The sequence below is a fragment of the Dinoroseobacter shibae DFL 12 = DSM 16493 genome (assembly GCF_000018145.1).
Lineage (GTDB): Bacteria > Pseudomonadota > Alphaproteobacteria > Rhodobacterales > Rhodobacteraceae > Dinoroseobacter > Dinoroseobacter shibae.
This window is the reverse complement of record NC_009952.1, coordinates 1,220,841-1,244,837: the sequence shown is the minus strand read 5'-3', so window position 1 is coordinate 1,244,837 and position 23,997 is coordinate 1,220,841. Positions and strand designations below refer to the sequence as shown.

General features: G+C 68.3%; 21 protein-coding genes and 1 tRNA gene. 15 read left to right on the top strand and 7 right to left on the bottom strand.

Annotated elements, in window-relative coordinates:
* Window positions 1-74: 74 nt before the first annotated feature.
* Window positions 75-623: a VPLPA-CTERM sorting domain-containing protein gene (locus DSHI_RS06155; protein WP_012177877.1), complete on the bottom strand. Its 549-nt coding sequence runs from the start codon at window positions 621-623 to the stop codon at window positions 75-77.
* A gap of 342 nt (window positions 624-965) precedes the next feature.
* Here DSHI_RS06155 and DSHI_RS06150 point away from each other — a divergent pair, with 342 nt between their 5' ends.
* Window positions 966-1,382 (top strand): DUF4177 domain-containing protein, encoded by a 417-nt coding sequence (locus DSHI_RS06150; protein ID WP_012177876.1) that lies wholly within the window; start codon window positions 966-968, stop codon window positions 1,380-1,382.
* A 9-nt stretch (window positions 1,383-1,391) separates the two neighbouring features.
* On the opposite strand, the gene DSHI_RS06145 is transcribed toward DSHI_RS06150, so the two are convergent.
* Window positions 1,392-1,649 carry a BolA family protein gene (locus tag DSHI_RS06145; RefSeq protein ID WP_012177875.1) on the bottom strand — a complete coding sequence of 86 codons (258 nt, stop codon included), beginning with the start codon at window positions 1,647-1,649 and terminating at the stop codon, window positions 1,392-1,394.
* A 72-nt stretch (window positions 1,650-1,721) separates the two neighbouring features.
* Here DSHI_RS06145 and DSHI_RS06140 point away from each other — a divergent pair, with 72 nt between their 5' ends.
* Complete coding sequence (locus DSHI_RS06140) at window positions 1,722-2,351, top strand: DnaJ domain-containing protein (protein ID WP_012177874.1); 630 nt, start codon at window positions 1,722-1,724, stop codon at window positions 2,349-2,351.
* An 18-nt stretch (window positions 2,352-2,369) separates the two neighbouring features.
* Here the strand turns inward: DSHI_RS06140 and DSHI_RS06135 are convergent.
* A tRNA-Leu gene (locus DSHI_RS06135) sits at window positions 2,370-2,455 on the bottom strand.
* Between the two features lie 51 nt (window positions 2,456-2,506).
* A complete protein-coding gene (locus DSHI_RS06130) occupies window positions 2,507-3,058 on the bottom strand; it encodes a tetratricopeptide repeat protein (protein WP_012177873.1) in 552 nt (183 codons plus the stop codon).
* An 88-nt stretch (window positions 3,059-3,146) separates the two neighbouring features.
* Here DSHI_RS06130 and DSHI_RS06125 point away from each other — a divergent pair, with 88 nt between their 5' ends.
* On the top strand, window positions 3,147-3,923 hold the full coding sequence (locus DSHI_RS06125; RefSeq protein WP_012177872.1) for a rhomboid family intramembrane serine protease: 777 nt from the start codon (window positions 3,147-3,149) through the stop codon (window positions 3,921-3,923).
* 2 nt (window positions 3,924-3,925) lie between these two features.
* On the opposite strand, the gene DSHI_RS06120 is transcribed toward DSHI_RS06125, so the two are convergent.
* Window positions 3,926-4,720, bottom strand: a complete 795-nt coding sequence (locus DSHI_RS06120; protein WP_012177871.1) for an inositol monophosphatase family protein — start codon at window positions 4,718-4,720, stop codon at window positions 3,926-3,928.
* Window positions 4,721-4,872: 152 nt separating this feature from the next.
* Here DSHI_RS06120 and DSHI_RS06115 point away from each other — a divergent pair, with 152 nt between their 5' ends.
* From DSHI_RS06115 to DSHI_RS06090, 6 genes are all read left to right on the top strand, one after another.
* Window positions 4,873-5,874, top strand: coding sequence for a serine hydrolase domain-containing protein (locus DSHI_RS06115; protein WP_012177870.1), 1,002 nt, complete (start codon window positions 4,873-4,875; stop codon window positions 5,872-5,874).
* Between the two features lie 48 nt (window positions 5,875-5,922).
* Window positions 5,923-7,791 (top strand): ATP-binding protein, encoded by a 1,869-nt coding sequence (locus DSHI_RS06110; RefSeq protein ID WP_012177869.1) that lies wholly within the window; start codon window positions 5,923-5,925, stop codon window positions 7,789-7,791.
* Window positions 7,788-9,134 (top strand): sigma-54-dependent transcriptional regulator, encoded by a 1,347-nt coding sequence (locus DSHI_RS06105; RefSeq protein ID WP_012177868.1) that lies wholly within the window; start codon window positions 7,788-7,790, stop codon window positions 9,132-9,134. Before DSHI_RS06110 ends, DSHI_RS06105 begins: the two co-directional genes overlap by 4 nt.
* A 472-nt stretch (window positions 9,135-9,606) precedes the next feature.
* Complete coding sequence (locus DSHI_RS06100) at window positions 9,607-10,599, top strand: TAXI family TRAP transporter solute-binding subunit (RefSeq protein ID WP_012177867.1); 993 nt, start codon at window positions 9,607-9,609, stop codon at window positions 10,597-10,599.
* 96 nt (window positions 10,600-10,695) lie between these two features.
* Window positions 10,696-12,927: a TRAP transporter permease gene (locus DSHI_RS06095; RefSeq protein WP_012177866.1), complete on the top strand. Its 2,232-nt coding sequence runs from the start codon at window positions 10,696-10,698 to the stop codon at window positions 12,925-12,927.
* Between the two features lies 1 nt (window position 12,928).
* On the top strand, window positions 12,929-14,101 hold the full coding sequence (locus DSHI_RS06090) for a cytochrome P450 (RefSeq protein WP_012177865.1): 1,173 nt from the start codon (window positions 12,929-12,931) through the stop codon (window positions 14,099-14,101).
* A 246-nt stretch (window positions 14,102-14,347) separates the two neighbouring features.
* Here the strand turns inward: DSHI_RS06090 and DSHI_RS06085 are convergent, their stop codons facing one another.
* Window positions 14,348-14,803, bottom strand: a complete 456-nt coding sequence (locus DSHI_RS06085; RefSeq protein ID WP_012177864.1) for a DNA polymerase III subunit chi — start codon at window positions 14,801-14,803, stop codon at window positions 14,348-14,350.
* A 5-nt stretch (window positions 14,804-14,808) separates the two neighbouring features.
* The gene (locus DSHI_RS06080) at window positions 14,809-16,275 is read right to left on the bottom strand and encodes a leucyl aminopeptidase (RefSeq protein WP_012177863.1); all 1,467 of its coding nucleotides are present in this window, start codon (window positions 16,273-16,275) and stop codon (window positions 14,809-14,811) included.
* A gap of 51 nt (window positions 16,276-16,326) precedes the next feature.
* Here DSHI_RS06080 and DSHI_RS06075 point away from each other — a divergent pair, with 51 nt between their 5' ends.
* Genes DSHI_RS06075 through rsmA form a run of 6 tightly spaced genes read left to right on the top strand, consistent with a single transcriptional unit; the run spans window position 16,327 to window position 23,855 of the window.
* Window positions 16,327-17,577, top strand: a complete 1,251-nt coding sequence (locus tag DSHI_RS06075; RefSeq protein WP_083768361.1) for an LptF/LptG family permease — start codon at window positions 16,327-16,329, stop codon at window positions 17,575-17,577.
* Window positions 17,574-18,671 (top strand): LPS export ABC transporter permease LptG, encoded by a 1,098-nt coding sequence (gene lptG / locus DSHI_RS06070; RefSeq protein WP_012177861.1) that lies wholly within the window; start codon window positions 17,574-17,576, stop codon window positions 18,669-18,671. The genes DSHI_RS06075 and lptG overlap by 4 nt, the downstream gene beginning before the upstream one ends.
* Entirely contained in the window at window positions 18,668-20,818 is a 2,151-nt protein-coding gene (locus tag DSHI_RS06065; RefSeq protein WP_012177860.1) for an LPS-assembly protein LptD, read from the top strand. The genes lptG and DSHI_RS06065 overlap by 4 nt, the downstream gene beginning before the upstream one ends.
* Window positions 20,819-20,834: 16 nt before the next feature.
* Window positions 20,835-22,031 carry a peptidylprolyl isomerase gene (locus tag DSHI_RS06060; RefSeq protein WP_012177859.1) on the top strand — a complete coding sequence of 399 codons (1,197 nt, stop codon included), beginning with the start codon at window positions 20,835-20,837 and terminating at the stop codon, window positions 22,029-22,031.
* The gene (gene pdxA / locus DSHI_RS06055) at window positions 22,028-23,011 is read left to right on the top strand and encodes a 4-hydroxythreonine-4-phosphate dehydrogenase PdxA (RefSeq protein WP_012177858.1); all 984 of its coding nucleotides are present in this window, start codon (window positions 22,028-22,030) and stop codon (window positions 23,009-23,011) included. The genes DSHI_RS06060 and pdxA overlap by 4 nt, the downstream gene beginning before the upstream one ends.
* A 1-nt stretch (window position 23,012) precedes the next feature.
* A complete protein-coding gene (gene rsmA / locus DSHI_RS06050) occupies window positions 23,013-23,855 on the top strand; it encodes a 16S rRNA (adenine(1518)-N(6)/adenine(1519)-N(6))-dimethyltransferase RsmA (RefSeq protein WP_012177857.1) in 843 nt (280 codons plus the stop codon).
* The last annotated feature ends 142 nt before the right edge of the window (window positions 23,856-23,997 follow it).

The window sequence follows — 23,997 nt, the reverse complement described above, 5'->3', positions numbered from 1 at the left end:
GCCCTTCCAGACGGAAAAAAAGCGGCCCTTTCGGACCGCTCCTTGAAGTCTTGGCTGCGTGATCGCTAAAACGATCAGGCAACTTTCTTGCGACGACGTGCAACCGCCATGCCGCCCAGGGCAGTGCCCAGCAGCAGAAGGCCCGCCGGCAGCGGCACCGCAGAGACCCGCAGCGAATAGGACGCGGCCGAGTTGGTGTCATTGTCCCAGTCGAACACGACGAACAGGGGCGACGCATCCGCCTCGATCATGAAGGTGAACGGGTTCGTATCCACGGGTCCGGTGAACACCGGCGCGGAACCGTCAGAGTTGAACGACAGCGACGCGACTGTGGGACCGAACTCATCGATGCTCAGCGCATCAAAGCTCAGAGACACCATCGCGTTCACGGGGACCGGGTTAAGGTTGAACCCCAGGATTGAGATCGAGTCGTGCAATTCGGACGCCACGAGGTTGACGTTCACAGTGTCACCAATCGTCAGAGTTGCGGCGGCAACATCTCCATTCTCCAGCCCGCCTTCAACGATCGGGCCGGGACCAACTACGGTGTGGACCGTGGACGCGCCGGCAAATGCCGGAATCGCAGCCAGCGCTACCGCAGCAATCAAAGTCTTAAAGTTCATGTTTTTACCCTCATGGTTTACTCACAAGCGTCATACCTGCTGTGCTTAACATTACGTTAACAAATCCGACCGAGCAAGAACTTGCTTATTGACCGAGGGGACTGACCCCGATTTTCTGCGCTCACGTCGTGAAATTGCGAACAATCGGCGCAGAAATCTGTCCTTCTTGCTCATATTTCCACGTTCCCGGCGGCGATCACGGCAATTGGCGCTCGTTTCCGCCGCGCGATTCGCGCTGTGCGACGGCACGGCCAGTCGCGTGATCCGTTGACATGACAGGGGTGGCAAGCCCTCTAGGACCCGCGGCGCGCGATCAATGAAAACGGTGGAAAAGTAGTGGAAATGTACGAATACAAGATAGTGCCTGCCCCCAACACGGGGCTCAAGAAAAAGGGGCTGAAACGCATCGAGGACCGCTTCGCCGCGCAACTTGAACAGGCAATCAACGCGCTGGCGGCTGAGCGTTGGGAATATGTCCGTACCGACACCCTGCCCTGCGAAGAACGCGCGGGGCTGACCTCCAAGACGACCCGGTTTCACACTTTGCTGGTGTTTCGCCGACCGCTGCCCGGCGCCGCGACGGCCGCCGAGGCCGCGGCGCTGATCCCGGCGGGCCCGCCCCCCGTGGCCGGCCCCCGGGACGCGGAAAAGCCCGCGGGCGAAATGCTGTCGGTCCTGCGCGAGATCAAGGGCCCGCGTCCGGACCCCGACGCGACCGCGCCCAAGGTCCCTGCGCCCGACGCGCCGTCGCGCGGCTGATGCCGACGCTCAGGCCTCGATCTTCAGCGCCAGCGCATGGATGCGCCCGACCAGGTCCTTGCCCAGCGCGTCATGGACCGCCCGGTGCCGCGCGATCCGGCTCATGCCCTCGAATTTTTCCGAAACTATCCTTACATTCCAATGGCTTTCGCCACCTTCCTGATATCCTGCATGACCGCGATGGCTCTCGCTGTCGTCCACCACGTCCAGCTCCCGCGGCGCGAAGGCCGCCTGCAGACGGGTCTCGATCTCGGTTTTCACGCCCATTTTGTCGCAATCCTCTTTGCTTGCCCGAACAAAGCATTAAACTCTTCGTTCCGAGTCGGAAAGTGAGGTCCTATGTCGAAGAGTGATCCCTTCGGGTTCGATATGTCCGTATCGTCCTCCAAGAAGAAGAATCCACGCGGCCGCCGGGGCATGTCCGGTGCGTTCGAGACCTCCACACGCCAATGCGAGCATGAAGGCTGCGAGGAGGCCGGGAAATACCGGGCGCCGAAATCGCCCGATATCCTCGACGACTATTTCTGGTTCTGCCAGAAGCACGTCCGCGAATACAATCTGAAGTGGAATTTCTTCAACGGCCAGTCCGAGGAAGAGATGGCGCGCCGGATGGACAAGGACCGCGTCTGGGACCGGGAGACCAAGCCGTTCAAGCGCTCCACCGAGGAGCGTGCCTGGGCCCGGCTGGGCGTGGATGACCCGCACCAGGTGCTGGGCGAGAACGCCACGCGCAACCCCGGAAAGTCGATCACCGGCACCCGCCGCCTGCCCCCGACCGAACGCCGCGCGATCGAGATCCTGGAGGCGAAAGATCACTGGTCCAAGCCCGAAATTCGCAAGTCTTACAAAGCGTTGATCAAGGTTCTTCATCCGGATATGAACGGCGGCGACCGCAGCGATGAAGAGAAGTTGCAAGAGGTCGTCTGGGCCTGGGACCAGATCAAGGACAGCCGCAATTTCAAGACCTGAGCGCGGCTGTCAGGGGCGTGGTACGGGCGGTGGGACTCGAACCCACACGGCACTAGGGCCTTCGGATTTTAAGTCCGATATGTCTACCATTCCATCACGCCCGCACGCCCCTCTTGGCTAGGCAAGCGGTCCGGGTCGTGCAAGCCCGAATCGTCTCAGAGCTCCCGCCCTGGCGGGCGCAGCAGGTAGACGCGCTCTGGCAGCCACGGGTTCAGCGCCACCGCCGCGCGCAGCACGTCTTGGGCCAGCCCCATCCGCCCCATCCGGATCAGGGTCAGCGCCTTGCCCGACAGGGCCGCGGTATGGGTCGGGCTGAGCGCGAGCGCCCGGTCGAGATCGCCCAGCGCCGCATCGTAGCGGTCTTGCAGGAACCGGGCAAAGGCACGCTGGTTCCAGCCCTCGGCATAGTCCGGGCAATAGGCGATCAGCGCGTCGAACACCTCCACCGCCCCTGCGAAGTCATACTCCCGCCGCTTGCGCATCCCCTCGTCCAGCAGCGCCTGCGCGGCCGCGTCCGGCGCGCGGGTCCAGACCTGCCATAGCGCGCCGATCAGGGGGCGGGCGGCGGTCTCCGAGGGGGCCGCCTGGAGCTGTGCGTGCAGGCCCGCGATCTCCGCGCGGGTGTCGGGCACGGGTGCACAGCCCTCGGCCCAGCCCGTCGCGGGCAGGCCCATCGCAAGCACCAGGGCGAGAAGTCCATGTCTCATGGGCCAAGGATGACACGAAACCGGCCCGCGTCAATTCCGTAACCCCCCGCCCCTTGACCCGGACCGCCCGGAGACTGAGGTAAGAGCGATGTTTCCCATCCGCGACCACAACCCCTCCGAGCGCACGCCCTATGTGACGCTGATGCTGATCGGCCTGAATGTGCTGATCTTTCTCGCCTACCTGCCGCTGATGGGCGACCCGCGCGCGCTTTCGCTGTTCTTCCAGACCTGGGGCCTTGTCCCGCGGGAGCTGACCGCGGGCAGCGGGACGCTGGGCCTGTTCACGTCGATGTTCCTCCATGGCGGGTTCATGCACCTGGCGGGCAACATGCTTTTTCTGTGGGTCTTCGGCGACAACCTGGAGGACCGGCTGGGGCACGGGCGTTTCCTCGGCTTCTACCTGCTCTGCGGGATCGGCGCGGCGCTGGCGCAGGTGCTCGCCGCCCCGTTCAGCCCGGTGCCCATGGTGGGCGCGTCGGGGGCCATCGCCGGGGTGCTGGGCGGCTACCTGTTGCTCTATCCCAAGGCGCGGGTGGATGTGCTGATCATCATCGTGATCATCTTCCGGGTGATCCCGATCCCGGCGGGCCTCGTTCTGTCGGGCTGGTTCGCGCTGCAGGTGTTCAGCGGGGCGTCCACGCCGATGGACGGGGGCGGTGTCGCCTACTGGGCCCATGCGGGCGGGTTCGTTGCGGGGCTGATCCTGATCCTGCCGGTCTGGTTGCGACTGGGGGGCCCGCGCTTCTGGGCGCGCACGGATGGCCATCCGGACCACCCGGAGGCGCGCTACGACGCCATCGCCTCGCGCATCCCCAAGGTGCGGCGGCGCACCAGTCGCGTTCCCCGCGTGCGGCGGCGCAAGTAGGCTCAGCTCTTGCGGATGGTCGCGGCGAACTTGCCGAACATCGGCTCGCTGGCGGCCAGGATATGCCCGTCCTCCAGCAGCAGTTGGTCCTCGCGGATCGGCTCCACCAGCCCGCCCGCCTCGCGCACCAACACGATGCCCGCGGCCAGATCCCAGGGCTTCAGCCCACGCTCCCAGTACCCTTCGTAGCGGCCTGCCGCCACGTAAGCCAGATCGAGCGCCGCCGCCCCCCAGCGCCGCACGCCCGCGCATTGCGGCAAGAGCTGGCCCAGATCCTTGAGCGTTGCGGGCAGGTACGCGTTGTTGGCGAAGGGCAGGCCCGTGGCGAAGACCGACTCGATCATCATGCGCCGGCCCGAGACCCGCATCCGGGTCTGGTTCATCCAGGCGCCCTGCCCCTTCTCGGCAAAGAACATCTCGTCCTTGGCCGGGTCGAACACCACGCCCGCGACCACATCGCCCTTGTGCTCCAGCCCGATGGAGACGGCCCAATGGGGCATCCCGTGCAGGAAGTTCGTGGTCCCGTCGAGCGGATCGACGATCCAGCGCCGGGTCGGGTCCTTGCCGATCACCTCTTCCTTGGCCTCTTCGGCCAACCAGCCATAGTTCGGGCGCGCCTCGCGCAGCTCGTTTTCCAGGATTTCCTGGGCCCGCAGATCGGCGCGGCTGACGAAATCGCCCGCCCCCTTCATCGACGATTGCAGGTTCTCCACCTCGCGGAAATCCTTCACGAGGCTGCGCCCCGCCGCCCGGGCGGCCTTGATCATCACGTTGAGGTTTGCGCTGCCAATCGCCATGTCCGGCCTCCTGAATTCCAGCGCCCGCGTATAGACCCGCGCCCCGGGCGCGACAACCCCTATCTCTGGCCCCCGGTTCCCCCGTGCGGGCGCCTCTGACGCAGATGTGAGCGGTGCTTTCCATCGGGCGCGGACACCCCATTTATGACAGCATGATCACACGACGCACGGCCCTCGCCTTTTCCACCGCCGCGCTGCTGGCCGGCCCGGCTCGCGCCAATGGCACCGACTGGACCCGCGTGCGGGACCGCGCGCGGGGGCTGGACCAGTTGCACAGCCTGACCGTGGCCCAGGGCGGTACGGTCGTCCTGGCCGAGGCGCTGCGCGGCCCGGCCCTGTCGCGGGCGGTGCCGATCAAGTCGGTGTCGAAATCCCTCGTGGCCCTCCTGCTGGGGGCGGCCATCGACCGGGGCGAGATCGCGGGCGTGGACGCCACCCTGGCCGAGGTCGCGCCGCAGTTGATCCCCGCAGGCGCCGACCCGCGGGTGCCCGACCTGACCATGGCCGACCTCGTGACCATGCAGGCGGGGCTGGAGCGGACCTCGGGCGCCAATTACGGCGGCTGGGTGTCGAGCCGGAACTGGGTCGCCAATGCCCTGAGCCGCCCGATGGTGGCCACGCCGGGGCAAGGGATGCTCTATTCCACCGGGTCGTTCCATATCCTCGGCGCAGCCCTGGCCGAGGCGACGGGCCTGTCGCTGCTGGCCCAGATGCGCCGCCGGATCGGCGCGCCACTCGGCATCGACATTCCCGCCTGGACCCGCGACCCGCAAGGCTACTACCTGGGCGGCAACGAGATGTCCCTGCGCCCCCGCGACCTGCTGGCCATCGGCGAGATGGTGCGTCTGGGCGGGGCAGCCGAGGGCGGTCAGGTGATCAGCAACGGCTGGCTCAGCGCCTCGGCCATCCCGCGCACGCAATCGCGGTTCTCCGGGCTGGGCTATGGCTATGGCTGGTTCTTGGGGCGTGCAGACGGGGCGGAGTTTCTTCTGGCGCGCGGCTATGGGGGCCAGATCCTGTGCATCGTGCCGGACCGCGCCCTGACGCTCGTGATCACCTCGGACCCGACGCGTCCTGCCCGTTCGGGCGGCTATTTCGGCGACCTGATGGCCCTGCTGGACGACGCGATCCTGCCCGCCGCCCGCGCGGCGTGAGCCACCGGAGCGATTGGAAATCGCCGCCGACTGGCCCATAGTGCGGCCATGTCCGACGCGCTCGCCCCTCCCCCCGCCGCCTCGCCCCGGCTGATCCCCGCCCTGGCGGTGGCGGTGCTGCTCTCCGGACTCGTGGCAGTGGCGGCCTTTCCGCGGATCGAACGGTATTTCCTGACCGAGGCCGCCGAGAGGGCCGCGGCCACGCTCAGCCTGACGGTGGAGGGGCTGAACGGCGCCCTGCGCCGCTACGCCCCCCTGCCCGCGCTGGTGGCCGAGCGGCCCGACCTCGCGGCCCTGCTGCGCCAGCCCGAGAACACCGCCCTGCAGGCCCGGATCAACGAGGATCTGCGCCAGACCGCCTATGCGATCGGGGCCTCGGACGTGTACCTGATGGACATTTCCGGGCTGACCCTGGCGGCCAGCAGCTATCGCAAAACACTGTCCTTCGTGGGCCGCAGCTTCAGTTACCGGCCCTATTTCACCCAGGCGCTGGATGGTGGGCTGGGCCGGTATTTCGCCCTTGGCACCACCTCCGGTGAGCGCGGCTATTTCTACGCCGCCCCGGTCGAAGACAACGCGCGCATCACCGGCGTGGTGGCTGTGAAATTCACCGTGGACGGGTTCGAGGAAACCTGGCGCGCAGGCCCCGCCACGGTTTTGGTGCGCGACCTGCAGGGCGTGGTCTTCATGTCCTCGCGCCCGGACTGGCATTTCCGCGCGCTCGCCCCCCTGACCGACGCCGCGCGCGCCCGGATCGAAGCCGCGCGGCAGTATCCGCTGTCAGAGGTCACGCACCTGCCCACCGAGATCACGCCCCTGTCGGAGGGCGCGGAGCTGTGGTCCATCGCCACGCCCAGGGGCGAGGCCGAAAGCTATGTCGCCCGCACCGCCCGGATCAGCGACGCGGGCTGGGACGTGACGATCCTGCTGCCCACGGCGCCCGCGCGCCAGCAGGCGCTGCAGATGATGGCCATCGCCATGCTGCTGACCCTGCTGTTGGTGATGGCCGCCGCGATCTACCAGCAGCGCCGCGCCCGCCTGCTGGAGCGGATGGAGACCCAGCGCGCCGCCCAGGCCGAATTGGAGGCCCGCGTCACACAGCGCACCGCGGATCTGAACCTGGCCAACCGGCAGCTGCAGCAGGAGGTGGTCGAGCGCCGCCAGACCGAGCAGCGCCTGCGCAAGACGCAAGCCGAGTTGGTGCAGGCCGGCAAGCTCGCCGCCCTGGGGCAGATGTCGGCGGCCCTCAGCCACGAGTTCAACCAGCCGCTGGCGGCGGTGAAGTCCTATGCCGAGAATGCCATGACCTTCCTCGACCGCGACCGGGTGCCCGAGGCGCGCGAGAACGTCACGCGGATCTCGGCCATGACCGACCGGATGGCGTCGATCTCCAAGCACCTGCGCAACTTCGCCCGCCGCCCGCAGGAAGAGGTGGGCGCGGTGCGGCTCGACGCGGTGATCGAGGACGCGCTGTCGGTGATGCAGGTCCGGCTGAAGCAGACCGGCGCGGCGGTGGACTACACCCCGCCAGAGGGGCCCGTCTGGGTGCGCGGCGGCCATGTGCGGCTGCAACAGGTGGTGGTCAACCTGCTCAGCAACGCGCTGGATGCGATGACCCACACACCTGCGCCCCGCGTCACCCTGCGGATAATCGCGCGCGACGGGGCCCATATGCTCGAAGTCCGTGACATCGGCCCCGGCATCGCGCCCGAAGCCGCCGAGACCATGTTCGATCCGTTCTTCACCACCAAGGCGCCGGGGGGCGGGCTCGGGCTGGGGCTGTCGATCTCCTACAATATCGTGCGCGACTTCGACGGCACGCTGGAGGCCGAGAATGCCCCCGGGGGCGGTGCGGTCTTCCGGTTGGTCCTGCCCGCCGCGGCCGCCTCCCGCGCCGCCGGGACCGCGGCGGGATGAGTGCAGCGCCCGAGACCATTCTCTTTGTCGATGACGAGGAGCCCCTGCGCCACGCGGCGGCGCAAACCCTGCAACTGGCGGAATTCGACGTCGCGTGTTTTGCCGAGGCCGAGGCCGCCCTGCCCCGGATCGCCCGCGATTTCCCCGGCATTCTGGTCACCGACATCCGCATGCCCGGCATGGACGGCACGACGCTGATGGCCCGCGCGCTGGAGATCGACCCGGAGTTTCCGGTGATCCTCGTGACCGGCCACGGCGACGTGGACCTGGCGGTGCAGTCCATGCGCGACGGGGCCTATGATTTTCTGGAAAAACCCTACGCACCCAGCCGTCTGGTCGCCAGCGTGCGCCGGGCGCTCGACAAGCGCCGCCTGACCCTCGACAACCGCCAGCTGCGCGCCGCCATGGGCCGCCGCGACCCGGTGGAGGCCCGGCTCACCGGGCGCAGCGCGGTGATGGTCGCCCTACGTCAGCAGCTGCGCGCGGTGGCGGGCACGGATGCGGATGTGCTGATCGTGGGGGACACGGGCACGGGCAAGGAGGTCGCGGCCCGCGCGCTCCACCGCGCCAGCACCCGCAGTACGGGGCCTTTCCAGCATATCAACTGCGCCGCCCTGCCCGCCGACCTGATCGAGAGCGAGCTTTTTGGGCATGAGGCCGGCGCCTATCCCGGGGCGATGCGCGCGCGGTTCGGCAAGTTCGAGGCCGCGCGGGGCGGGACGGTGTTCCTGGATGAGATCGACAGTTTGCCCCTGCCGCTCCAGGCCAAGCTGCTGCACGCGATCCAGAACCGGACGGTGACGCGGCTCGGCTCGAACGATCCGGTGCATCTCGACATCCGCTTCGTCGCCGCCAGCAAGAAGGACCTCGAAGCCGAGGCCGCCGCGGAGCGATTTCGGGCCGACCTGCTCTACCGGCTGAACGTGGTGACGGTGGGGCTGCCACCGCTGGCGGAGCGGCGGGAGGATATTCCGCTGCTGTTCGCGCAGCTCGCGACCGAGGCCGCGGCGCGCTACAAGCAGCCCGCGCCGGAGATCTCGGGCGCGATCCTGACCGCGCTCGCGGCCCGCGACTGGCCCGGCAACGTGCGCGAGCTGCGCAATGCCGCCGACCGCTACGTACTGGGGCTGGATCTTGCGCTGACCAACACCGCCGAAGGCGCGTCCATGGGGTTGGCCGAGCGGATGGCGGCCCATGAGAAGGCGCTGATCGCCGCGAGCCTCGCAGCCCATGGCGGGCGGCTCAAGGATACCTACGCGGCGCTCAACCTTTCGCGCAAGGCGCTCTACGAGAAGATGCAGAAGCACGGGCTGTCCCGAGACACCTTCGCCGAGGAAGACTGACGCGCGCCACCCGGGCCGGGCCAAGCGGTTTCGAAACCGCTTGGAGGCGCGGAGCGGCGCGCGGGGCGCGTCCGGGACAACTGCGGCGCCGCACGGCCGGGGGCTGGGGAGCCGGGAGCAACCGATCCGTGATGCCTTGCGGGGCGACGCGTGCTGCCCGTGCCGCAACGGGCCAAGCGGTTTCGAAACCGCTTGCACCCCGCCCAAGGCCCGTGCGCCTGGTTGAATGTGTCGCGCGCAACCCACCGCGCGCCCGCCGATGTCCCCATCTCTACCCATCCGCGCGAAAAACTCGGCCCGCCCCGTTGCAAGCCCCGCATGGCGCACTTGCACAACTTGCATGACTCGTCGTTACTGCGCCCAGCACCGCACGCAAGGTGCACGGAAAGCACGCCGCTTTCCGAGGGAGAGCCGGGGACTGGCCCATGCGCCAGTACGTGCATCACGCCCCGGCACAACTTGGAGGAAGACAATGAAATTCACCCTGATGACCGGCACCGCCATGGCCGTGGCCCTGAGCGCGACCGTGGTCACGACCGCCACCGCCCAGGACCGCGACGGCTGGCCCGACAGCTTTACCGTCGGCACCGCCTCCCAGGGCGGCACCTATTTCGCCTATGGCTCCGGCTGGGCCAACCTGGTCGCCGAAGAGCTGGGCCTGTCGGGCGGCGGCGAAGTGACCGGCGGACCGATGCAGAACATGGCGCTGGTGCATACCGGCGACGCCCAGTTCGGCATGACCACCATGGGCCCGGCGGCCGAATCGCTCGCCGGTACCAACCCGATCGCGCCGGGGCTGCAGATGGACAACGCCTGCGCGATGTTCCCGATGTACCAGACGCCGTTCTCGGTGACGGCCCTGTCCTCCTCGGGCATCGCCTCGATCGCGGATATCCCCGACGGGGCCAAGATCGGCTTCGGCCCGGCGGGCTCCACCTCCGACACCTACTTCCCGCGGATGATGGAAGCCCTCGGCGTGAATTTCGAGCGCCGTAACGGCGGCTGGTCCGACCTCGGCGGGCAGCTGCAGGACGGCCTTCTGGACGTGATCGCCTTCGCCGCCGGCGTGCCGGTCCCGGCGGTCAGCCAGCTCGAAGTGCAGACCGACATCAACATCATCGAGTTCACCGAAGAGGAACAGGCCAAGATCATGGCCGACTTCCCCGTCTCGGAATTCAGCATCGGCGCGGGCACCTACTCGACCCTGGAGGCGGACGCGCGCTCGGTCTCCATGTGGAACTTCGCCATCGCCAATTGCGACCTGCCCGCCTCCTTCGTGAAGGCGGCCACGGATGTGGTGATGTCCGACAACGCCCGCATGGTCGGCATCCACAAGGCGGCCCGGTCGACCCTCCCCGAGAACTGGGACAAGAACAAGGTTCTCAAATGGCACCCGGGTGCCGCAGAGTGGTTCAAGGAAAACGCCGGGGCCGACATCCCCGACGACATGATCCACGGCATGTAAGCCGAACCCCGAAGGGCCGCGCCATAGCGGCCCTTCCCACATGGCGCGGACCAGGGCGCGCCGGGGCGCAACGACGCCCGCACCGGAGTGAGGGCCATGACAGACCAGACCAAGACCGCAGACGATCACCTGATTGCCGAGGGGGTGGACGAAGAACCCACCGAATCCAACCGCCGCCTGTTCGAAGGGCGCAACTTCATCCTGATCAGCACCTTCGCCGCGCTCTACGCGGCCTTCCACATGGCCGCGCTCAACGGGTTGTCGATCTCGGAATGGACCGGGATCGAGGTGCCCTTCCTGCCCACCTTCCCGATGGAGACGTGGAATTTCCGCATCGTCCATATCGCGGGGGCCCTGGCGCTCGGCTTCCTGCTCTTTGCCGCGCGCACGGACTTTCCCGGCCCGGGCAAGGAGACCCCGCTGCTGGGCTACGTCGCCTACGGGCTGATGGTCCCGGCCCTTTTCTCGCTCGGCATGGCGGCCAGCTTCTCGATGGAGATCGCCTCCGGCGTGATGTGGAACGGCATCGACGAGGGCATCAAGTTCAACGAAACCTGGCTCTTCGGGCTGCCCCTGATCGTGGCGACCGCGGGCGGCATCGTGCTCAGCTGGTTCCACAAGCGCGCGCGCAGCGGCTTTTCCGCCCCCGACCTGGTGCTGGCGATCTGCGGCGTGGCGGTGGCCACCTATCTCATCACCATCTACGGCACGTTGATGCGCAACTCCACGGGAACGCCATTCGCGCCTATCGGCATCTCGATCGCCGCCGTCGCGGGCACCGCGCTGATCATGGAGCTGACCCGCCGGGTCGCGGGCATGGCGCTGATCGTGATCGCGGGCATCTTCCTGGCCTATGTCTTCGTCGGCCAGTACCTGCCGGGCTTCCTGAACGCCCCCGCGGTGACATGGCAGCGCTTCTTCAGCCAGGTCTACACCGATGCGGGCATCCTCGGGCCGACCACCGCCGTCAGCTCCACCTATATCATCCTCTTCATCATCTTCGCGGCCTTCCTGCAGGCCTCGAAGGTCGGTGACTACTTCGTCAACTTCGCCTTCGCCGCCGCCGGGCAGTCGCGCGGCGGTCCGGCCAAGGTGGCAATCTTCGCCTCCGGCCTGATGGGCATGATCAACGGCACCTCGGCGGGCAACGTGGTGGCCACGGGCTCTCTGACGATCCCGCTGATGAAGAAGGTCGGCTATCACAAGAAAACCGCCGGCGCGGTGGAGGCCGCCGCCTCCACCGGTGGGCAGATCATGCCGCCGATCATGGGCGCAGGTGCGTTCATCATGGCCGAGATCACCGGCATTCCCTATACCGAGATCGCGCTGGCCGCGATCATACCGGCGATCCTCTACTTCGTGTCGGTCTACTTCATGGTGGATCTCGAAGCCGCCAAGCTCGGCATGCGCGGCATGTCCCGCGACGAGTTGCCGAAGTTCAACAAGATGGTGCGCCAGGTCTACCTCTTCCTGCCAATCATCATCCTGATCTATGCGCTCTTCATGGGCTACTCGGTGATCCGCGCGGGCACGCTGGCCACCGTCGCCGCCGCGGTGGTGTCCTGGTTCACGCCCTTCCGAATGGGGCCGCGGTCCATCGCCAAGGCGTTCGAGATCGCCGGCACCATGTCGGTGCAGATCATCGCGGTCTGTGCTTGCGCGGGCATCATCGTGGGCGTGATTTCCCTGACGGGGGTGGGCGCGCGGTTCTCGGCGGTCTTGCTTGGCATTGCCGACACCTCGCAACTGCTGGCGCTGTTCTTTGCCATGTGCATCGCGATCCTGTTGGGGATGGGGATGCCCACCACGGCAGCCTATGCGGTCGCCGCAAGCGTGGTCGCCCCGGGCCTCGTGCAGCTGGGCATCCCGCTGCTGACGGCGCATTTCTTCGTGTTCTACTTCGCGGTGCTGTCGGCCATCACGCCCCCCGTGGCGCTGGCGAGTTACGCAGCGGCGGGGATATCGGGCGCGAACCCGATGGAGACCTCGGTCACCTCGTTCAAGATCGGGATCGCGGCCTTCATCGTGCCCTTCATGTTCTTCTACAACTCGGCGATCCTGATGGACGGCACCTGGTTCGAGGTGCTGCGCGCCGGGGCCACGGCGGTGGTGGGCGTGTTCTTCCTCAGCTCCGGGGTGCAGGGCTGGTTCATGGGCGGTCGCGCCGCCTGGTTCCTGCGGGTGGGGCTTGTCTTCGCCGCGCTGATGCTGATCGAGGGCGGGATCATGTCCGACCTGATCGGCGTGGGCACCGCGGTCGCGATCTTCCTGATCCAGAAGCTCGCCGCGCCCAAGGGCGGCGCCATCCCGGTCCGCGGCGCGGACTGACATGGGCGCCGGCCTGCCCCGGGTCACCCAGGACCCGACGGATGCCGCCTTCGTGCAGAACCCGTATCCGGTCTATGACCGGATGCGGGCGCTCGGGGACTTGGTGTGGTGGGACGCCTACGCCATGCCGGTCACCCCGACCTATGCCGCCACCGGCGCGATCCTCAAGGACCGCCGGTTCGGGCGCGAGCCGCTCTCCCCACCCCCGGTGCCCGACCACCTGCGCGACTTCTACGCGGTGGAGGCGCATTCCATGCTGGAGCTGGAGCCGCCCCGCCATACCCGCCTGCGCGGTCTGGTCACCCGGGCCTTCACCTCGGCGCGGATCGCGGCGCTCGCCCCGGGGATCGAGGCGCTCTGCCACGCGCTGATCGACGCCTTCCCCGACACCCCCTTCGACCTGCTGCCCGCCTATTGCACCCAGGTGCCCGTGCGTATCATCGCCCGGCTGCTCGGCGTGCCCGAGGACACCGCGCCGCAGCTTCTGGCCTGGTCCAACGCCATGGTCGGCATGTACCAGGCCGGGCGCAGCCGCGCGATGGAGGAGGCCGCCAACACCGCCGCGCACGACTTTCGCGCCTGGCTGCTCGACCTGATCGACGCGCGCCGCGCGAGCCCGGCAGACGACCTGCTCAGCGCGCTCATCGCGGCGCAGGCCGAGGACGGCAAGCTCACGCGCGACGAGTTGGTGACCACGGTGATCCTGCTGCTGAACGCGGGCCACGAGGCGACGGTGCATACCTTGGGCAACGGGGTGAAGACCCTGCTGGAGACAGGGCTACGCCAGATCACCCCCGCCACGGTCGAGGAAGTGCTGCGCTTCGACCCGCCCCTGCACCTCTTTACCCGCATCGCCCGGCAGGAGGTCGAGGTGTTCGGCCACCGCTTCGCGCCCGGCGACACGGTGGGATGCCTGCTGGCCGCCGCGGGACGCGACCCGGGCTTTGCGCCCGACCCGCACCGGTTCGACCCGACCCGCCCCACCAAGCCGCCCCATATGGCCTTCGGCGCGGGGCTGCATTTCTGCGTCGGCGCGCCGCTGGCGCGGCTGGAGATCGAGATCGCGCTCCGGGTGCTCTTCGCGCGCTGCCCGGGGCTGCGGCTGGCCGGGGCGCCGGTCTATGCGCCGATCTACCACTTCCACGGGCTTCAGGCCTTGCGCGTGAGCCGTTAACCTATTCAAGAAATGGAATGTTTCGCACGCGAAACAAATCTCTGGAAACCCTTGATCGGCCACGGTTTCGCGCAAAAATTTGTCGGCGGTTTTCGCGGGTTTTCGGCGCCCGCGTTAACGCTTGGGCGGAGCGTGCAAGGATTTTGCAAAATCCTTGGCCCGCGCGACATCCCCTGTCCCGCACCGCCCCCGCCGCCAGGCGCCAAGAATTTTAAGTAAAATTCTTTGCCCCGCCCGATCCGCGGCTCAGGCTTCGGCCTTTTTCTCCCACCGACCGGATTCCTGGCTCCAGTACTGCGCCGACAGCCCCGCGCCCGTGACCGCCCGCCACTGGCCCCGCGCGGCCTCCACCGCCGCGGCGTCCCCGCCATCGAACAGCAGCGACGCGCGCGCCAGCCCGGCCACCTCCGCCGGGTCGACCTGCGCCCCGTCCACGCAGATCAGCGCTTCGCGCCCCGCCAGCGGCGCATCCACCCCCAGCAGCACCGGCTGATCCGCGTCCCGGTCCCCGCCCGCGATCCCGTGGGGCAGAAACCCCTCCTCGGGCCGCAGCCAGAGCAGCTCGTCGAGCCGCTCCAACTCTGCCCCGCTTGTGCCGCGCACCAGCACCCGCCAGCCCGCGGCGAGGGATTTCTCCAGCAGCACCGGCAAGGTCGCGTCCAGCGGCGTCCGCGTCATGTGGTAGAAATAGACCGCGCCCACGGGCCTCAGCCCTCGTAGCCGTCCCGGATCAACCGGTCGAGCGCGCGCACGCCCCAGCCCGTGGCCCCCGCGGGCGCGTAATCCGTCGCCGAACTGACCGAGGCCGTGCCCGCGATGTCGAGATGGCACCAGGGGGTCTCGTCCTTCACGAAACGGCCCAGGAACTGCGCCGCGGTGATCGACCCCGCGGCCCGCCCGCCCACGTTCTTGATGTCGGCCACGCGCGACTTGATCAGCTTGTCATAGGCCGGGCCCATGGGCATCCGCCACGCCCCCTCGCCTTCGGCCGTCGCAGCCTTCAGGAACGCGCCCGACAGATCGTCGCTGTTGGAAAACACGCCCGCGTTCTCGTGGCCAAGCCCGATGATGATCGCGCCGGTCAGGGTGGCGAGATCGATCATGGCGCAGGGTTTGAACTCTTCCTGCGCGTACCACATCACGTCTGCCAGAACGAGCCGGCCTTCGGCATCGGTATTGATCACCTCGATCGTGTCGCCCTTCATCGAGGTGACCACATCGCCGGGCCGCTGGGCCTTGCCGTCGGGCATGTTCTCCACCAGCCCCACCAGGCCCACCACGTTCGCCTTGGCCTTGCGCAGGGCCAGGGTGCGCATCACGCCCGCCACGACACCCGCGCCGCCCATGTCCATGGTCATGTCTTCCATACCCGCCGAAGGCTTGATCGAGATACCGCCGGTGTCGAACACGACCCCCTTGCCCACCAGCGCGAAGGGCGCGCCGTCGCCGCCGCCCATCCATTTCATCACCACGATCTTCGACGGGCTTTCCGAGCCCTGGCCTACGCCCAGAAGCGCGCCCATGCCCAGTTTTTCCATGTCGGCCTCTTCCAGAACCGACACCTCCAGGCCGAGATCGGCCATGGCCGTCAGCCGGTCGGCGAATTCGGTGGTGGTCAGCACATTCGCAGGCTCGTTGACCAGATCACGGGTGAAAAACACCCCCTCGGCCACGGCGCGCCGGTCGGCGAACGCCGCCTCTGCCTCGTCGCGTTTCGTCGCGCACACGGTGATCGGGCCGAGCGCGTCTTCGGATTTCGACTTGCGCGCATCGAAGCGGTAGGCCCGCAGGGCCGCGCCAAAGGCCAGCTCGGCCACCTGCCCCAGGCCCGCGGCCCAGATCAGCAGCCCCTCCTTGCCCAGCGTCTTGCCCAGCCCCGCGCCGGCCTTGCGCGCCTCCAGCGGCTTGGCGTTGCGCGCGAGTTTCACCAGGATCACCTCGTCCGAGGCCATCCCCGCCGGATAGCCGAGCGACAGGCTCTCGCCGCTCTTGAGCTTCTCGAAGGCGGCACTTTCCACTGCCCGCGCCACCGCGCCCTTGGTCAGGCGGTTCAGGCGGCGCGCGCCGGGGTTGAGGGTGCCTTCCGCGGGCACCAGAACCGCGATTTTCGCGGTCTCGGCGGCGAGCGCATCGAGGTCGGGATAGACGAAGGAAACAGCGGCAAGCTCGGTCATGTGGACCCTTTCAGTCTGAGTTCCCGGCAAACCTAGACCGGCGACCCGGCGATGACCAGCCGCGCGCGCGCCGCGACGCCGGTGGCCGCTTTTCCCGCGCCGATGAATGCTCTAGGCTCGCGCCAATCGCTCCAGGAGGCCCCGGCGCCCAGCCGCATCATGCTCGCCCGATACGACCGCTATATCCTTGGCCGCCTGATGGTCACCTTCGGGTTCTTCACCCTGATCATCGTGCTGATCTACTGGATCAACCGGTCGATCCGGCTGTTCGAGCGGCTGTCGGGGGACGGCCAGGGGCTGGCGCTGTTTGCGCAGCTTTCCTTGTTGTCGCTGCCCTACCTGATCTACCTGATGCTGCCGCTGGCGGCCTTCGCCTCGGCCGTGAGCACCGGCAACCGGATGGGCTCGGACAGCGAGACGGTGGCGCTGCAGGCGGCGGGGATCAGCGCCTTCCGGATCGTGCGCCCGGCCTTGTATATGGGGGTGATGGCGGCGGCGCTGATGCTGCTTCTGGCGCATCTGCTGGTGCCGATGTCCCGGGTGGCCATCGCCGATCTCGAGGAACAGCTGGCCGACGAGGTGTCGGCGCGGCTGCTGGAGCCGGGCAAGTTCCAGTCGCCCATCGACGGGGTGACGGTTTTCGTGGCCGAGATCACCGGCGAAGGCGTGCTCAGCAAGGTGCTTCTCTCGGACCAGCGCGACCCGGCCGAAGAGGTGATCTACACCGCCAACCAGGCTCTGCTGGTGCGTAGCGACACGGGCCCGCAGTTGGTGATGATCTCGGGGCTGGCACAGTTCCTGCGCGCCGATGGCACGCTCAGCACCCTGCAATTCGAGGATTTCGCCCTTGGTCTGGGCGAGGTCGAAGTGCCCGAGGACCGGGTGTTGCGCGACCTGCGGGGCTGGGACACCGCGCGGCTCCTGCGGGCGGATCCGGCGGACCTGGAAAGCGTGGGCAAGAGCCGTGGGGCGTTTCTCAGCGAAGCGCACCGGCGGCTCGCCAACCCGGCCCTGGCGATCAGCACCGCCCTTCTCGGCTTCAGCGCGCTGCTGGTCGGCGGGTTCAGCCGCTTCGGCTTCTGGCAGCAGGTGGCGGGCGCGATCCTTGCGCTGATCGTGATCCAGCTGTCGGTGAACATGTCCGAAGAGATCGCGCAATCCGACGCCGCGGCCTGGCCCGTGCTTTATGCGCCCGTGGCCTTGGCGGCGGGGCTGGTGCTGGTGCTGCTCTATGTCTCCGACCACCCGATCCGGCGGCGGCTCAAGCCGGTGCCCGATCCCGGGGCGGAGCCCGCGCCATGACCCTGCAATGGTATTTCGCGCGCCGCTTCGTGATGAGCTTTCTGTCGATGCTGGGGATCTTCGCCGGGCTGATCTGGATGACCGACACGGTCGAATCCCTGCGCAGCCTGTCGAGCGACGATTTCGGGTTGCAGGAGGCCGCGGCGCTGGCGCTGCTGCAACTGCCGGCCACGATCTACGAGGTCATCCCGCTGATCATGGTGCTGGCCACGATCACCCTGTTTCTGAAGATGGCGCGCACCTCCGAGCTGATCGTGACCCGCGCGGCGGGGCGCTCGGCCATCCGCAGCCTGATCGCGCCGGTGATCGTGGCCGGGCTGATCGGCGGGATCGGAATCAGCGTGCTCAACCCCATCGTCGCCGCCACCTCGCGGATCGCGGAGGAAACCCGCGACGAGGTGCGGGGCCGCGCAACCAGTGTGCTGGCGCTCAGCAGCGAGGGGCTGTGGCTGCGCCAGGCCGCCCCCGAGGGACAGATCGTGATCCACGCGGCCGGGGCGAGCCTGGGGGGCACGATCCTTTATGACGTCACCTTCCTGCGGTTCGATGCAGATGCCCTTCCGATCGAGCGGGTGGCGGCCAGCCGGGCGGAGCTGGTGCCCGGCGCCTGGGATCTGACCGGGGTCAAGGTCTGGGATCTGACCGGGCGGCTGAACCCCGAGGCAGGCGTCCGGACGAGCGCGTGGATGCAGGTGCCCTCGGACCTGACCCTCGACCAGATCCGCGACAGTTTCGGAGACCCCTCGGCCATTCCGATCTGGGAGCTGCCCGCCTTCATCGACCAGCTTGAGGCGGCAGGTTTCGCAGCGCTCAGTCACCGGGTCTGGCTGCATACGGAGCTGGCCTCCCCGGTCTTTCTGGTCGCGATGGTGCTGATCGGGGCGGCGTTCACCATGCGGCACACGCGGTTCGGGCGCACGGGGTTGATGGTGCTTTTCGCGGTGCTGCTGGGGTTCTCGATGTATTTTCTGAAGAGCTTCGCGCAGGTCCTTGGCGAGGCTGGAAAAATCCCGGTTCTGGCTGCCGCGTGGTTTCCGCCGCTCGCGGGGGTGTTCCTGTCTCTGGCCTTGCTGCTGCACCAGGAGGACGGATGAACCGCGTCGCCCTGACCCGCAGGCTCGCCGCGGCGCTGGCGGTCTGGCTCGCCCTGGCCTGCTGGACCGGCCCCGTCCGGGCGCAGGAGGCGCAGGCGCCGCCTGCTCCGGCCACGCTGGTGGCCGACCGGATCGTCGCGAACCCCGATGGGACGCTGATCGCCGAGGGGGCGGTCGAGATCTTCTATGATGGGCGAAGCCTGAAGGCCGAGCGGCTGACCTATGACCGGCTGGCCGACACGCTGGAGATCACGGGGCCGATCCAGCTCAGCTCCGGGCCGGGCTTCGTGCTGATCGCGTCCCAGGCGGAGCTGGGTACCGACCTGCAAGAGGGCATCCTGCAAAGCGCGCGACTTGTGCTGGACCGGCAGGTGCAGATCGCGGCGGTGGAGATCCAGCGGGTCAACGGGCGCTACACCCAGCTTTACAACACCGTCGCGTCAAGCTGCGAGGTCTGCGCCGACCGGTCCGTGCCCCTCTGGCAGATCCGCGCCCGGCGCATCGTCCATGACGCGCTGGAGCGGCAGATCTATTTCGAGCGCGCGGTGTTCGAGGTGGTGGGCATCCCCGTGCTTTACCTGCCGCAGATGCGCGTACCCGACCCGACCCTGGAGCGCGCAACGGGGTTCCTGTTTCCGAATTTCCGAACCACCAGTGCGCTGGGGGTCGGCGTCGAGATCCCCTATTTCATTGCGCTGGGACCGGACCGCGACCTGACGCTCAGCCCGCAGATCACCACGAAGGATTCGCGCACGCTTGGCCTGCGGTACAGGCAGGCGTTTTCGCGGGGAAACCTGACCTTCGAGGGGGCCTATACCCGCGACGATCTGGAAGAGGGCGATCGCGGGTTCGCCACCCTGTTCGGCGCCTTCGACCTGGGCCGGGATTTCGTGCTGTCGTTCGATCTCGAGACCGTGTCGGACGACCAGTATTACCGCGATTACGGCTTCGATGACGAGGACCGGATCGACAGCGAGATCGAGATTTCGCGCACCCGCCGGGATGCGCTGGACCGGGCGACCGCATCCTATTTCACCACCTTCCGGGAGGACGAGGATAACGACACCATCCCGCGCTTCGTGCTGGATGGCGAGATCACGCGCCGCTTCGACACGCCGCTGATCGGGGGATATGCCGAGACCTCCCTGTCCTGGCTGGGCCTGGAACGGCCTTCGGATGCCAACGAGATCGGGCGCGACACGCGGCGGCTGAGCCTGCTGGGCACCTGGCAGCGCAGCTGGGCCAACGACTGGGGCATGGTGATGACGGCCACGGGCGAGCTGGCGATCGACCAGTTCCACGTTTCGCAGGATACCAGCTTTCCCGACCAGCAGACCCGGGTGACACCGACACTGGCCGCCGAGCTGCGCTGGCCCTTCGAGAAGAGCAATGGCGCCACCCGCACGGTGATCGAGCCGGTGGCCCAGCTGGTCTGGTCGCGGGTGTCGGACGTGGATGTGCCCAACGAGGACAGCACCGTGGCCGAGTTCGACGAGGCCAGCCTGTTCGACCTGAACCGGTTCGCCGGGCGCGATCAGGTCGAAGGCGGCTGGCGCGCCAATTTCGGCGTCGGCTGGACCCGGTTCGACGCCAGCGGCTGGACCACCGCCGTGACCGTGGGCCGGGTGCTGCGCGAGGATGACAACACCGCGCTGGCCCCGGGCGCGTCGGCGACCGAACGGGCGTCGGACTGGCTGACCACGGTGCAGCTGTCTTCGCCCACGGGCCTGGCGCTGCTGAACCGGGCGCAGTTCAGCTCGGATCTGTCGATCAACAAGAACGTGCTGCGGATGGGCTGGGAAGATCCGCTGAGCGCGCTGGCGCTGTCCTACACCTGGCTGCGGGCGTCGGAAGCCGAATCGCGGCCCGCCGATACCAACGAGTTCAGCGTGACCGGGCGGCGCCGGTTCAACGACACCTGGGCCGGCGGGCTCGAATTCAGCTATGATTTCGACGCCTCCCAGGCCCGGGAGGCGGATCTGAGCCTTGAGTACCGCAATGAATGCGTGTTGGTGGAGCTCTCGGTATCGCGGGATTTCGACACCTCGCTTGATTTGCGCTCGACCACGGATTTTGGCATCACGGTCTCGTTGCTCGGCTTCGGCCGTGGCGACGGTGCCGCGCGGACATCGCGCTGCGGCGGATAACATTCAGGGGAACCTCATGCGCGTCATATCCACCGCCCTGCTCGCCCTTGCGATGCTGATCGGTCAGCCGGCGACCAGCCAGGCGCAGACCTTCGGTCCGGTGATCACGGTCAACAACGAAGGGATCAGCGGCTACGAGCTGGAGCAGCGGGAGAAGTTCGTCACCGCCCTGCGGCTGCCGGGCGATCCGGCGCGGCTGGCCCGCGAGGGGCTGATCGAGGACAAGCTCAAGCTGCAGGCGGCGCGCGCGGCCGGTCTGGAGATCGGGATCGACGAGCTGGAGCTGGGGCTGGAGGAGTTCGCCAGCCGCGCCAACCTGACCACCGAACAGTTCATCGCCGCGCTGGCCGACGAGGGTGTGGCCCCCGAGACGTTTCGCGATTTCGTGCGGGCCGACCTGGTGTGGCGGGAGCTGATCCGCCAGCGGTTCGGTCCCCGCGCGCGCGTGTCGGATGCCGAGGTCGAGCGCGCGCTGGCGCTGCAGGGGGCGGCCTCCGGGGCGCGCATCCGGGTGGCCGAGATCATCATCCCGACCCCGCCCGACCGGCGGGTGGAGGCCGAAACGCTTGCTGCGAACATCCGCGAGCGGGTCCAGACCACGGCGCAGTTCTCCGAGGCGGCGCAGCGGTTCTCGGCGGCGTCGTCGCGCGCCAATGGCGGCTTGCGCGACTGGATCGCGGTCTCGGAGCTGCCGCCGGGGCTGGCGCAGCGATTGCTGACCCTGGGGCCGGGCGACGTGTCGGACCCGGTGCCCCTGGGCGACCAGGCGATCGCGCTGTTCCAGGTGCGCGGCTTCCAGGAAAGCGCCGCCCGCGCGCCCAGCACGGTCTCGGTGGACCTTGCGCGCCTGCCCTTGCCCGCGGACCCGGAGGCGGCCGCCCGGCTGCGCGCGCGTCTGGCGGCGGAGATCGACGTCTGCGACGACCTCTATGGGCTGGCGCGGGACCTGCCCGAGGGCAGCTTGCGGCGCGAGGTATTGGCCGCGGCGGAGATCCCGAGCGACATCGCCACGGCGCTCGCCGGTCTCGACAACCAGGAGAGCACCGAGATCGCCCGCGCCGGGGGCCGCGAGCATATCATGCTCTGCACCCGGACCACGGCGCTGGAAGAGGACGACGAGGGCACCCTGCGGCGACAGCTGCTGAACCAGCGGCTCGGGTCCTACGCGGCGAACTACCTGCAGGAACTGCTCGCCGAAGCCACGATCCAATGACCGGCGCCCCGATTGCGCTGAGCTGCGGCGAGCCTGCGGGCGTGGGCCCGGAGATCGCGGCCAAGGCCTGGGCCGCGCTCGGGCAGAGCCTGCCGTTTTTCATGATCGGCGACCCGGCGCATCTGGCCGCCCATGCGCCGGAGACGCCTTGCGTGGTGATCTCCGACCCCGCGGAGGCGCCCGCGGCGGCGGCACGCGGCGTGCCGGTTCTGGCCCAGCCGTTTCGCGGCGCACTCACCCCGGGCAAGCCCAATCCCGACCATGCCCAGGGGGTGATCGACGCGATTGCGCGGGGGGTCGATCTGGCCCGGTCCGGGGCGGCGGCGGCGCTGTGTACCGCGCCCATTCACAAGAAGGCGTTGCAGGACGGGGCGGGCTTCGGGTTTCCGGGGCATACGGAATACCTCGCCCATCTCGGCGGCGATGTGCCGGTAGTGATGATGCTGGCCTGTCCCGAGCTGCGGGTGGTGCCCGCGACGATCCATATCGCCCTGCGCGACGTGGCCGCCGCATTGACACCTGCCCTGCTGGAGGAGGTGATCCGCGTCACCCGCGCCGGGTTGCAGCGGGATTTCGGCATCCCCGCGCCGCGGCTGGCCATTGCCGGGCTGAACCCCCATGCGGGCGAAGGCGGGGCGATGGGCGACGAGGAGCTGATCTGGATCGCGCCCCTGCTGGACAAGCTGCGCGCGGAAGGGTTCGAGCTGCGCGGGCCGCTCTCGGCGGATACGATGTTTCATGCGGGGGCGCGGGCGGGCTATGACGCGGCGGTTGCGATGTATCACGACCAGGCGCTGATCCCGATCAAGACGGTGGATTTCGCGGGCGGGGTTAATGTCACGCTGGGGCTGCCGTTCATCCGCACATCGCCCGATCATGGCACGGCGCTGGACATTGCGGGACAGGACCGTGCCGACCCCACCAGCCTGATCGCGGCGCTGCGCATGGCCAAGGACATGGCCCGGCGGCGGGGCGGCTGAGATGGCGCAGATCGACGGGTTGCCGCCCCTGCGCGAGGTGATCGCGGCCCATAAGCTGTCGGCGAAGAAATCCCTGGGCCAGAACTTCCTGCTGGATCTGAACCTGACGGCGCGGATCGCCCGGGTGCCGGGGGATCTGAGCGGCGCGGATGTGCTGGAGGTCGGGCCGGGGCCCGGCGGGCTGACACGGGGGCTGTTGGCCGAAGGCGCGCGCAAGGTGCTGGCCATCGAGAAGGACGCGCGCTGCCTGCCGGCGCTGCAGCAGATCGCGGCGGCCTACCCCGGGCGGCTGGAGGTGATCGAGGGTGACGCGCTGGAGGTGGATGCCACGGCCTACCTGAGCCCGCCGATTCATATCGCGGCGAACCTGCCTTATAACGTGGGCACGGAATTGCTGGTGCGCTGGTTGACGCCGCCGGATTGGCCACCCTTCTGGCGCACGCTGACGCTGATGTTCCAGCGGGAGGTGGCGGAGCGGATCGTGGCGAAACCCGGCTCCAAGGCCTACGGGCGGCTGGCGATCCTGGCGCAGTGGCGGGCCGAGGCAGAGATCGCGCTGACCCTGCCGCCGCAAGCGTTCATTCCCGCACCGAAAGTGCATTCCGCTGTCGTTCATCTGCGCGCACGCACGGAACCGCGCTATCCCGCCGATGCGGCGGTGCTGAGCCGGGTGGTGGCGACCGCGTTCAACCAGCGGCGCAAGATGCTGCGCGCAAGCCTCAAGGGGCTGACACCGGGGATCGAGGATCACCTGGCCGCCGTGGGCATCGACCCGACGCGGCGGGCCGAGACCTTGAGCCTGGAGGAATTCTGCGCCCTGGCAAGGCAGATTGCGGCGGGCTGAGGCCGCGCATCTACCTCTGAAAGCGGACCCGGTGCCGGACCGCGCGCCCGGGGAATTTGCGCCCGCCGATCGCCGGCCTGAACGGCGGTGCGTACTGCGTAACGCGCGCCCATCGCCAAGGGGTTGCGGCGATCCGTGGTGG